Annotated in this window: 7 protein-coding genes, 1 tRNA gene and 1 pseudogene; 5 read left to right on the top strand and 4 right to left on the bottom strand. The window is 41.7% G+C overall.

The features are described 5' to 3' along the window. Nucleotides 1-743: tail fiber domain-containing protein (locus AACX33_RS14535; protein WP_227788690.1), on the top strand; the 743-nt coding region annotated here is incomplete at its 5' end. A 103-nt stretch (nucleotides 744-846) separates the two neighbouring features. On the opposite strand, the gene AACX33_RS14530 is transcribed toward AACX33_RS14535, so the two are convergent. Further along, a complete protein-coding gene (locus AACX33_RS14530) occupies nucleotides 847-3513 on the bottom strand; it encodes a DUF3536 domain-containing protein (protein WP_193998887.1) in 2667 nt (888 codons plus the stop codon). A gap of 459 nt (nucleotides 3514-3972) precedes the next feature. Between AACX33_RS14530 and cax the strand changes: the two genes are divergently transcribed. Both cax and AACX33_RS14520 read left to right on the top strand, forming a co-directional pair. Beyond that, nucleotides 3973-5067: a calcium/proton exchanger gene (cax, locus tag AACX33_RS14525; protein ID WP_193998886.1), complete on the top strand. Its 1095-nt coding sequence runs from the start codon at nucleotides 3973-3975 to the stop codon at nucleotides 5065-5067. A gap of 865 nt (nucleotides 5068-5932) precedes the next feature. Further along, nucleotides 5933-6496: a peptidoglycan-binding domain-containing protein gene (locus AACX33_RS14520; RefSeq protein WP_193998885.1), complete on the top strand. Its 564-nt coding sequence runs from the start codon at nucleotides 5933-5935 to the stop codon at nucleotides 6494-6496. 50 nt (nucleotides 6497-6546) lie between these two features. On the opposite strand, the gene AACX33_RS14515 is transcribed toward AACX33_RS14520, so the two are convergent. The 3 genes from AACX33_RS14515 to AACX33_RS14505 form a co-directional block, all read right to left on the bottom strand. Further along, complete coding sequence (locus AACX33_RS14515; protein WP_193998884.1) at nucleotides 6547-8967, bottom strand: sucrose synthase; 2421 nt, start codon at nucleotides 8965-8967, stop codon at nucleotides 6547-6549. Nucleotides 8968-9240: 273 nt separating this feature from the next. Further along, on the bottom strand, nucleotides 9241-10419 hold the full coding sequence (locus AACX33_RS14510) for an RNA-guided endonuclease TnpB family protein (protein WP_193998883.1): 1179 nt from the start codon (nucleotides 10417-10419) through the stop codon (nucleotides 9241-9243). Nucleotides 10420-10830: 411 nt separating this feature from the next. After that, nucleotides 10831-10903 (bottom strand) — tRNA-His (locus tag AACX33_RS14505). Between the two features lie 124 nt (nucleotides 10904-11027). On the opposite strand from AACX33_RS14505, the gene AACX33_RS14500 reads away from it, so the two are divergent. Together AACX33_RS14500 and AACX33_RS26525 are read left to right on the top strand one after the other, a co-directional pair. Further along, nucleotides 11028-11408, top strand: a complete 381-nt coding sequence (locus tag AACX33_RS14500) for a DUF4359 domain-containing protein (protein ID WP_193998882.1) — start codon at nucleotides 11028-11030, stop codon at nucleotides 11406-11408. Between the two features lie 39 nt (nucleotides 11409-11447). Continuing rightward, nucleotides 11448-11519, top strand: a pseudogene (locus tag AACX33_RS26525) (4-Cys prefix domain-containing protein); the annotation flags it as partial. Nucleotides 11520-11530 lie beyond the last annotated feature (11 nt).

Raw genomic sequence — 11530 nt, 5'->3', positions numbered from 1 at the left:
TAATTAGTAGTGATGGCAATAACTTGTCATTACAAACAAATGGCACAACTCAACTTTCTATTTTAAACAGCAATGGAAATGTGGGAATTGGGGTAGATTCTCCTGATGAAAAACTGCACGTTGATGGGGTTGTCAGAATCGGTACAACTGCAAGTTTTCTGGATATAAGTACAGGAAATGATAATTTAGCTTATTTCCAAACTAACCTGAATGGTTACTACTTTGATCAAGGAATTAAAATTAAATCGGGAGTAATTAGCAGTGATGCCAATAATTTATCATTGCAAACAAATGGTATCACTCAGATACTCTTGACTGCACAAGGTGATGTTAGCATAGGTAATTCTCTCCCTGCTTCAAATACTAAGTTATATGTAGATGGAAATCTCAGAGTTAATGGCAGAATTCTTCAAGATTCATCAAGGGAATTGAAGGAGAATATTACCGAGTTATCTAGTCAAGAGGTAACGGAAATATTAAGGACTATCAAACCAATCAAATTCAATTACAAAAACAGCGTAGACAAAGAGATTCAGGCTGGATTTTTGTCAGAAGATGTTCCCAGTTTGCTGACATCATCTGATAATACAGCAATCAGTCCTGTTGATGTTGTGGCGGTATTAACTAAAGCTGTGAAAGACCAACAGGTACAAATATCATTATTACTCAATGCCTTAAGAGAACAGCGCATCCAAATTGCAACGCTGGTCGATAAAGTCAGAGTGATTGAATCCAACAATTAATAAAAGTGTTACCTAAGAAAAGGGTTTGCACTTAAATTTCTAGATGATATCAAGATGGTGCGTTGCGCTGAACGACAACGCACCCTACTAATTTGATCCTAAGTTAATCAAACTTACTCAAAACTTTGCTAACATCAACGGCTAACTTTTGTCCTAATTTCAGCAATTGACGACATTGATTATTGTCTTCCTGATCAGCCAAAGTAGTGAGACACAATGGCAGAATTTGACTTTGCAAACAACTAAAATATAACTCTTGGGATTTGTGGAGAGAAATACCAATATTTAGCTGATAGCTGACATCAATCAACCGTTCTAAACACTGAATTTCTGTCGCAAAACTGCCGTTAGCATCGTGTAACAAGTGCCAAAGCAATCGCATGATCAATTGTTCTAATATCTGCTTGCCTTCGGGAATATTTAGCCGACAATGCAGTTGTTTAGCCTCAGTGGCGATCGCCTCTAATTCTACAACATGGTTTAAGCTTAATCCCGATTCTGTGATATCTTGCTCAAGCGATCGCAATGTGATCATACAGCGCGATCCCAAAGCTATCTCGGCAGCTACCTGCAACTCTTGGGGAACCTCTAGTTCATCCCGGTGAAACGCCATCAGCACACCGTAATTATTCCGATATACTTGGCTATAAAGTTGATCTAAACGTGTCAGTGTTTCCTGACTGATCAGGCGCATAATCCGGTGACGTTCTTCCGCAAACAAATTCTGCAAGCTGAAGGTCTCTTCTTTAAATAGCTGCGTCATTACCAAGATAGAGTGAGCAGCACTTGCCTGTTCTAAAGAACTAAACAGCTTTTCCTTCAATTTGCTGTAGTCACGTCGTCCAGTAAATAATTGCGTGCAGCAGTGGAAATCCCAGCCCCCCAAATGCAAGACAGCAAATACTAAACTCTCACTTTCCCAGGTAATTTCTGACACAAGCTTTAAATGTCCTACCGCCAGCGTCAATGATCCCATGCGTTGCAGTTGGTAATCTATCTCATTGACGGTGTAGCAATAAACTCGCTTTTGGTCAGGATGAGGATATTTAGCTTTTCCAGACAGAGGATTGGGCTTTTCTGTGGATTTGTGATTGCCAAACAGAGAAGTAATGGCGTAGTGAGCAGCTACTTGCTTCACACTTACTTGGGCAGTTTGCACCAATTGCCGATAAACTTCCCCACCATGTTTGAAATTATCCACATTACTGGGGGCTAATCCCAAGCGTTTGAGGAAACTTTTTTCCAACTGGACACCGGCCACATCTCCAGCCAATTCCAAAGCACGGGAAGCATAGCGGAGAATCTGTGTACCTTCTGGGCGAGAAATTTCTTCAAAAAACCAGCCGCAACTGGTGTACATCAGCAAAGCATGACGCTGCATTTCCAATAGACGCAAAACATCAACTTGTTCGGCGGCGGTGAGTTTGTGGGTTTGATGGCGAGACAGGAAGGAGTTAACATTAGCAGGAGAGCGATCGCGCATCACTTGAATATATTCATCTCGTGCTAGCCAGGGATCATTAAATAACTGCCCAGCATTTTCCTCATACACCAAAATCAACTGATCCCGCAGCCAATTTAAAGCATCCCGCAAAGGTCGCCGCCATTTTTGATGCCAGACACCACCTTCACCACCACAACCACAGTCATCTTGCCATCTACCGACACCGTGGGCGCAACTCCAGGCCGTGGCGGGTTTGATTTCTGCTTCCCAAGTGGGAGCATTCAGGCTGAGATAGTGAGCAAAGTTCGTCACCGTCCAACCGTTTTTGGGAAACTCGCCAATAAAAGCGTAGGCTAAAGTTTTTTCAGTTCCCTTCTTATGGTGTCCGAAGGTTTCTCCATCTGTAGCGACAGAAATTAACTGTGCTGGACGGTGATCCCCACGTACCGCCGAACCAACGCGTCCGGCAAAATGACTGGAATTATAGACAACATCACTAAAACCCATATCTCGTGAAATGGGGCCGTCGTAGAAGAAGATATCGATGTAAGGGCGGGATTCGCGATCAGTGACGCTACTACCTTTTAAATAACAGCGATAAGGACGGGTAGGATCAATTTGACTCCCACCGACTTCTTGCCATTCCGGGTGGGGATCATCCTCCGTGGGTAGGGGACGACAACGCTGTGCTTGAGATGGTGCGAGGATAATGAAGCGAATACCTTCATCCACCAAAGCTTCTAAAGTAGGGTAGTCCACACCCGTTTCCGCTAACCACATACCTTCGGGATCACGCCCAAAGCGGGAACGAAAATCTTGTTTACCCCAGCGAATTTGGGTGTATTTATCCCGTTCATTAGCCAGAGGCATAATAATGTGATTGTATACCTGTGCGATCGCATTCCCATGACCATGCAAGCGCTGACAACTCTTGATGTCTGCCTCCAAAATTCGCTGATAAACCTCAAAATCGTAGCGTTCTAGCCACGACATCAGCGTCGGACCCATATTAAAGCTGAAATATTCGTAATTATTCACAATTTCTACCACTTCACCTTGGTCATTCAAGACCCTGGCAAAAGCGTTCGGACGATAGCATTCCCAGTGAATGCGTTCATTCCAATCATGGAAAGGTGCCGCACTCGGTTGACGTTCAATCGCGTCCAAATAAGGGTTTTCCCGTGGTGGCTGATAAAAATGACCATGCACCGTTACATAAACACCAGTCGCCTGTTTCAGGGGATCAGTCTGGTGAGTATCGTGGGGAATTGAATGTGATGTCAAGGTTGCGCCAGGGCTAACTGGCCTTTCAGCAGCAGAAGTCATGTATATTTATCCAAATAAAAAACTTACATTTGCGCCGAACACTTGGATTTAAACCTTACTACAGAGGTGAGAATCCAAAATCCGGTATACAGCAAAACTATGGGTATAGGATACAGTTAAATTTCCCAAAAAACTGGCTGACTCCAGCCGGAAATCTGCGTTATTGCACAGCCATGAGGGTTTTTGATGAGCCGAGTCAGTCAAAAATTTTAGGGTCTTTTAATCTATTAAACCCCATATTTCGCGAATAATCCGAGTGGAAATTGATATTTTTGCTACGAAACTTTGCAAAAACTCCATAAATTGCCATTTTATTTGACATATTTGTCAGATCGAGACAGCACAATCTCTCAACAATCCGCAGACACTTAAGAGTATCCTAGTATCTGGTTGTAAAATTTTGCGAATAATCAACAACATCTGTCATCTGTGCATAATACTCTCACCTTAAGGTAGCAAATGTCAGTTAAAAACACACTTTTCCTGGTTTTATTACTGTTTGTTCCAGTTTCCGTCGCCGCCCACATTTTAGAGTGGGGAGACTTGATAGTTTTCATCACAGCTGGGTTAGCAATTTTGCCCTTAGCCGCCTGGATGGGTACAGCGACAGAAGAAATAGCTGTCGTCGTTGGCCCGTCATTGGGAGGATTACTCAACGCCACTTTTGGCAATGCCACAGAACTAATTATAGCTTTAGTTGCCCTGAATGCCGGCTTGGTGGATGTAGTCAAAGCCAGTATTACAGGTTCGATTATCAGTAACTTACTACTGGTGATGGGTTTTTCCATGTTTTTGGGTGGACTGCGTTACAAGGAACAAACATTTCAATCGGTTGTGGCGCGGATGAATGCTTCGTCCATGAATTTGGCAGTAATTGCCATTTTGTTACCCACCGCGATGAACTACACTTCCATCGGAATTAGCGAAAAAGTTCTGCAAAATCTTTCCCTTGCAGTTGCAGTTGTGTTAATTCTGGTTTACGGACTGACGCTACTCTTTTCGATGAAAACCCACGCCTATTTATATGATGTAGGTGTTGCAGAGATCGAAGAAGAAGAAGAAACACCTCATACTAAACCCAATCTCTGGCTATGGAGTGGTGTACTGCTAGTATGTACTTTGTTTGTGGCACTGGAATCAGAATTGTTGGTAGGTTCATTGGAAGTAGCCACATCTCAACTAGGTTTGACATCACTGTTCACAGGGGTAATTTTAGTTCCCATTGTTGGTAACGCTGCTGAACACGCCACCGCAGTCACCGTGGCGATGAAGAATAAGATGGATCTTTCCATCTCGGTAGCTGTGGGATCAAGTATGCAGATTGCCCTATTTGTTGCGCCCGTCTTAGTCATAGCTGGGTGGGTACTTGATAAACCGATGGATTTGGATTTTAATCCCTTTGAATTAGTTGCTGTGGCGGTTTCAGTTTTAATTGCCAATAGTATTAGTTCTGATGGTGAATCCAATTGGTTAGAAGGGGTTTTACTATTAGCTGCTTATACAGTTTTGGGGTTCGCTTTCTACTTCCATCCCGTAATTGATGGTATTGGTTAGTATTTGACAGTCCAGCAGGTTTTGTATGCCAAAACCTGTTCCTCCTCTTGGAAAGCTCCCCTGTACACACAAATAATTAAATTACTCCAAATCCTTATATGTAGGGTGTGTTGTCGCCTAGCGCAACGCACCATCCTAGATTTTCGGTGCGTTAGGACTAAAGTCCTGCACCCTAACCAAATTAAGGTTTTTAGACTTGTGTGTACACGGTAGCCTTGGGAAGGGGAAATATTGCTCCAAGTTTTCACTCAGCAGTCAGCGTTTTTCATGTCTGGGATCTGAATGAGGTAGTTATTTTTCGCACTTGGCTAGAATTGACAAAATCAGCTTTTCTCAAAAAATAGCGGGATTGAGGTTAAAAATTCTACAAACTATGATCATATTTGTGATCCCCAAAAGGACTAATTACTCAGCAATTCGGAGAATTTATTACTGACTAAATTATTTGATGAATATATTTTTTTTACTGCCTTCAATTACTGAAGAAGTTGATGAGACTTTGGGAGGAAGACAGCAAATACTCGGCTACTGTACATTTAACTCACTTAAATTTTAAGATAGTAATTCTCGCCTGAGTAAGTGCAAAAAGAATTAATTAACCACAGATGTACACAGATAATTTGGTATTTAAACCATGAGGAAACGCTATAGTGATAAACTTCATACTTAATACATAAATTCATCCGGGCAAAAAAATTGTCAGTCAGAATGCAGCTTTGATAATAACTGTCATATGAGATTATTTATAAATAACACCTGCAAACAAAAAGATCACATGATTTCGGAGAATTTCTCCGTATAGACCATTCCGGACTCACAACAAGTTTGTTTGTCAAGAGAGATTAGGTTATTAGAATGAATGACGATGAGTGAAATTGGCCTGCTGATTACGGGTATATTAACCGCAAGACAACTATCTTTCTCCGATAAATTACCGAAGCAGCAACCATTTCAGATGGAAAATAGCTCGCAGAAGTTAACACAGAGTAATTTAATTCCATTAGTTCCCAAGTTTCAAATCACACCACCTGAATTTATCCAAACAGATGCAATGTCTGTGAAAACTTCATCCGCATCCCAGCTAGCTACAGAAAAACTGCTGGAGAAATTTACAAAAAAGCATCTGTCTCCAGGTTCGTTCACTTTAGCGAAGAACCAGCGGACTCTAGCCTCAGAGAATCATAGTATCAAGGTAGCAGCGCGATCGCCAAGGTTTAGCGGACCATCTCTACCAACTCTGCGTTTTGGTAATTCCGGTACTTCTGTGAGAATTTTACAAAAGTTGTTGGTTGCTAACGGTTACGCGATCAGAATTGATGGGGCTTTTGGTCCCCTGACTGAAACGGCTGTGAAAGCCTTTCAAAACCAGCGTAGTGTAGGGGTAGATGGCGTAGTGGGGCCAGTAACTTGGCAACATTTAAGCATCTAGTCAGTTGTCAGTCGTGGAAATTAACAACTAACAACTGACTAACTACGGTGCTAACGATGCTGATGCTGCTCTAATAATGCTTGAGCTTTGGGTTTGTAAATTAAATAGAACAAAGCTTCCAAATAGCGTAACAAGTCTTCGCGGTTTTCCTTGGAAGTAAAGTTCCAAAAACCATAAATCCGTGCTAAGGATAACAGCTTGGTGGTGTGAATCTTCCAGGTGTATGTACTCAATACTCGATTAATTCCTGCCTGAGAAACTGCATCCCAATATTGAGGACTTTGATCACATTTGCTCACAAATTCTAAGAGTTTGGCGGCTGTTTCTTCTAAGTTTGTGGGGTTAATGTAAAAGCCATTTACCTTATCTTGGATAATTTCTAGTGGTCCACCAAATTGAGTAGCAAAGGTTGGTATTCCGGAAACCATAGATTCCAAGATTGTCAAACCAAAGGCTTCAAATAACGCTGGTTGGACAAAGATACCTTTACGGTCGGCTATGACTCGATAAATTTCACCAGAATCAGATTTGCTTAAGCGCACACCTAACCAACGGATTTTACCGTAAAGATTATACTCTTCAATGATTTGATAGAGTTTGATAATTTCGTCCCGTTCTTCATTGTCGCCTGAATCTTCTACACGCAACTTACCTGCGATTAAGATTAGGTTGCAATGTTCCTGTAATTCTGGACTTTTACCATAGCATTCAGCTAAACCTGTGAGGTTTTTAATCCGGTCAAGACGCGCTACGGAGAACAGGGGGCGCTTTGTGGGATCATCAAGTTTACCAAAGATTTGGTTGGGGTCTTCCAAGGTAAAGAGGATATCAGCCAGGCGATCGCTATCAGCTTCTACTCGTTCTTCAGTGCGGGTGTAAGGGAAGTAGTAACTCTCGTTGACTCCAGGAGGTACAACATTAAATTTAGGACTAAATAATTCAATTCCGTTAACTACGTGGTACAACTCTGGCATGGTGAAGCATTTGTACGACTCGTACTGTCCCACACTATCAGGTGTCCCGACAATTTCTTGATAGGTACTGCTAACCACGAAGTTTGCAGCATTCATCGCAATCAAATCGGCGGTGAATTGCAAGGAGAAATGATATTTATCTTCTAAGTCTTCCCAATACAAGTTACTAAACAGGTATTTGGATTTTTCCAAAGCGTGGGCGATGTTGCATTGAGTCACATCCATCCGCCGTGCTAACAAAAACGCGACCAAGTTACCATCAGAGTAGTTACCCACAATTAAGTCGGGTCTACCTTGAAATTCTGCCAGGAGTTCTTTTTCGGAGTCAATGGCAAAACTTTCGAGATAAGGCCAAAACTCAAATCGGGAAATCCAGTTTTGCGTCATATTGGGATTGAAGTCCCGCAGAGGTACGCGCAAAATCCAGGCGTTTTCTGTACCGTGAACTTTTTCTAGCCGTTGATTACAAAGTGTCCCGTCACTATTGGGAATCAGACGGGTGAGAATAATTACTTTTGGCTCGACATTCAGCCCATCTAAACCTGCTAACTGAGCATCTTCTTGGAGTTGCTTTTCCAGATTCTTCGCTTGGTCGAGGACATAAACCACTTGTCCGCCAGTATCAGGACGACCCAAAACTCCTTCTTGACCAAACCAACCATGAGCCGATACCAGGACGATTCTAAAAATCATCGGGATGCGAGAAATGAAGGCTTCGATGGTTTGGGGATCAGGAGAATCAATTAGTTCATCTAAAACATCGAGGGTGTCACGCACCCGCATGGCTGTGTTACCCCAACCCGGTTCAAAACCCATCATTTGCAATTCAAAGCGAAATTGTTCGTAGGGTTCATCTTTGGGGCGATCGCTCACAAAGGTAATCGCTTTTTTAATTTGGGTGGAAAGTTGCTGCTGAGTTTTAATGCGATCGTTGATCAGCAGTTGGACACCGTTATATTGGTGGACACGCAAGAAATTTAATAAGCTGTCCAGCAACTGTTTCGAGTCTTGGAAGATTTTGCTGGATAAATAGCGGTTGAGGAATTGCACCCCTTTACCAATATTTTTGGGGTCGCGGATAATTGGGGTGTAGTCATAAAAGGGGCCAAAATCTAGTTCCAGCAGATCGCCTTCTTGAGGATTATATTTATTGACGAAGCGATCGCGTAGATCCAGCAGTTCCTGTACTGACATTGGCTCAACATTCAAATCCTCGGTTAGCCGATACACTTCTTGACTAGCAATTTTAGGACGAATGATCAAACAAAGATTTGAATCCTCTTGAATAATTTCCTGAGTATAGTAAATCAATTTGCCTAAGCGAGAAGAAGCGGCAAAAGTTTCTGACTTCTCGGACTTGGAGCAATAATCAATGAATACATTCAGGATATCGTTACGCAGCAAGTAATTTTTTTCTTCCTGGCGTAACTGACTAGCAAAGGACCGCAAATCGCTTTTTTCCTCACTATCCAGGATTGCTTGGATCAATTCAGACATAGTAACCCCTAACTTTGAATTTGCATTTTTGACTTGCAGGACAGAGCTAACACCTCCCACTTCCGCCTGATCACATATAAACACAAATAAACACAGACGAATTCTCTATCTGTGTTCCTTAGCTCACCTATGATCAGGCATCTTCATTCGTGTTTCTCTTTAGTTAGAATATATGCTACTCAGTATTTTTTCACTCTAACTAAGGACGGACAATTCCTCATCCGATGGACACAGCCATTGTAACAGCCTATCTATTTGACATACTCACCGCCCTTAAAGTGCGGTGATTATTGACGACTCACTGCAACTTGCTACTTCGGTAGTCTGATAGTCGCTCCTCGTCCATTTAAGGTCGTGCCGATGCCCCATGCCGACCATTTCTATATTTTTAGAGGCATTTTCGTCCCTGTCGTGTTCAGCATTGCAATTTAAACACAGCACTGAACGGATAGAGAGATCCACTTTACCCCACCTATACCCACAACAAGAACAAGTCTGACTAGTGGGTTGCCATCGGCTAATGATCCTGAGATCACGGTTAAGTTTTTCAGCTTTAGCCTCGCATAATACCCGGAATTCTCGCCATCCCTGTAAACTAATTGCTCTTGCAAGTTTACGATTTCTGACCATTCCTGACACGTTCAAATCTTCCAAAACAATTGCTTGGTTGTCCCTAACTACTTTAGTGGATAGTTTGTGTAGGAAATCTTTCCGAGTATCTGCAATTTGGTTATGCAGTTTAGCAATTTGAATTTGGGTTTTATTTCTACGCTTTGAGTCCTTTTCCTGTCGGGCTAATTTGCGCTGCTTTCGCCGAATTTGTTGGTCTAACATTGAGTAATCAGGGCTAATAGCTTTATCCCCGTTACTCATTACAGCAAAAGTTTTTATCCCTAAATCAATACCGATGCTTTGGTTCTTAGCATCAATTTGAATAGGTTCAATTTCTATTACAAAGCTCAAAAAATAGCGGTTAGCACAGTCTTTTACGACAGTACAAGAAGTAGGTGCAGAAGGTAGTTGTCTAGACCAGATTGGCTGAAAATTGCCGATTTTTGCCAGATACACATCATTCCCTTTGACTGAAAATCCGCCGATTCTAAAACGTGCAGATTGTTGGTTTGTCTTTTTCTTGAATTTTGGGCTACCAACTTTTTTTCCTTTGCGCTTACCCTGAAGTGAATCGAAAAAGTTTTTGTAAGCAACCCCTAAATCAGCCACCGATTGTTGCAACGGAATGTTGGAAACATCAGATAACCACGAACGCTCATCAGTCTTTTTAGCCTGCGTAATCACCAACTTTTGCAAGTCGTTGTTGCTTGGCAGTTTCTCAGATTTTTTACAAATAGCCAAAGCATCATTCCAAACTACGCGCACACAACCAAACAACTGAGCTAGAAGCCTTTGCTGTTGGTTTGTTGGGTAGAATCGGAACTTATATCTGGCTTTCACTATTTTTCCTTCAAAACTGCTACTATTGTATATCATATCAATATACAATACATGAACAAAAGTGTATTTTTTCGATTAACCGAGGAAGAATTGGCGCATCTCGAAAGTTACTGCAAGGTGACTCAGAGAACGAAATCTGATGTACTTAGAGATTTGATTAGAAAACTGAAAACAAATAAAAAGCCGTCCTAGAAGGCTTGTACTGAGCTTGCCGAAGTGACGGGGCTTGTATCCCATTATTTTCGGTCAAGATTCTCACACATAGTTTGAAAAATATTCTAGATTCTCGAAAACACATTTTTTGGTGATTAATTATAAAATTAACCATCCTGGCTAACCAGCCTGTATGAGCATTTCGATGCACAAATGTTATCTAAATACAGAATGTGGATCACTATTAAGTTAAAATAGGGCGAACGATGGGAATTGAACCCACGAATGGTGGTACCACAAACCACTGCCTTAACCACTTGGCTACGCTCGCCATTCGATATTCCTGATTATAGCACCTTAATCAACAAATAATCAAGACTTTTTTTCCAGGAACGGATTTTGTTGATTTAGAGTCTTGGGACTGCAATAACTATAGAGAATCAAAGCTAGAACAAATGAAAGCACTGACCATTATTGCCTGTTCGGGAGCGGTAGGACTAGCAGCCTTGGGGATGGCAATGGCAACAACAAATCCATCTCTGGCTGAATACGAAGATTATGCAGCACAACGGCTCACCGAATATTTAAAACAGGACGTTTGCCAAAAAACCACCAATTTTCTCGAAAATTTAATCAAGTCTCAATGCCAAAATCTGGTAGATCAAGCCACTCCCCAAATGCGGGAGATATTGGGACGGAGTACAGAACAACAGAATTTTCTGATTTTTAGTGTTTACAAGACGGATTTAAAATTTAGTTCCTTCGTACCTATTTATAAATTTGAAACCGTGGGAGCATTTAATAACTTTTATACTTACACCGCCGACCAGCAATAAGCCAAAATGGGCTAATCCCATTGAACCTTCCATGACTAAATGAAACTCTGCCCCAATGTTAGCTGTCTATATTCGCAAAATCCCGACACGGCTAACTTTTGTATCAAATGCGGTGGAAAACT

It is taken from the genome of Nodularia sp. LEGE 04288, from assembly GCF_963896525.1.
Taxonomy (GTDB): Bacteria; Cyanobacteriota; Cyanobacteriia; order Cyanobacteriales; family Nostocaceae; genus Nodularia.
The sequence above is the reverse complement of the archived record's forward strand: the minus strand, read 5'-3'. Positions and strand labels throughout refer to the sequence as shown.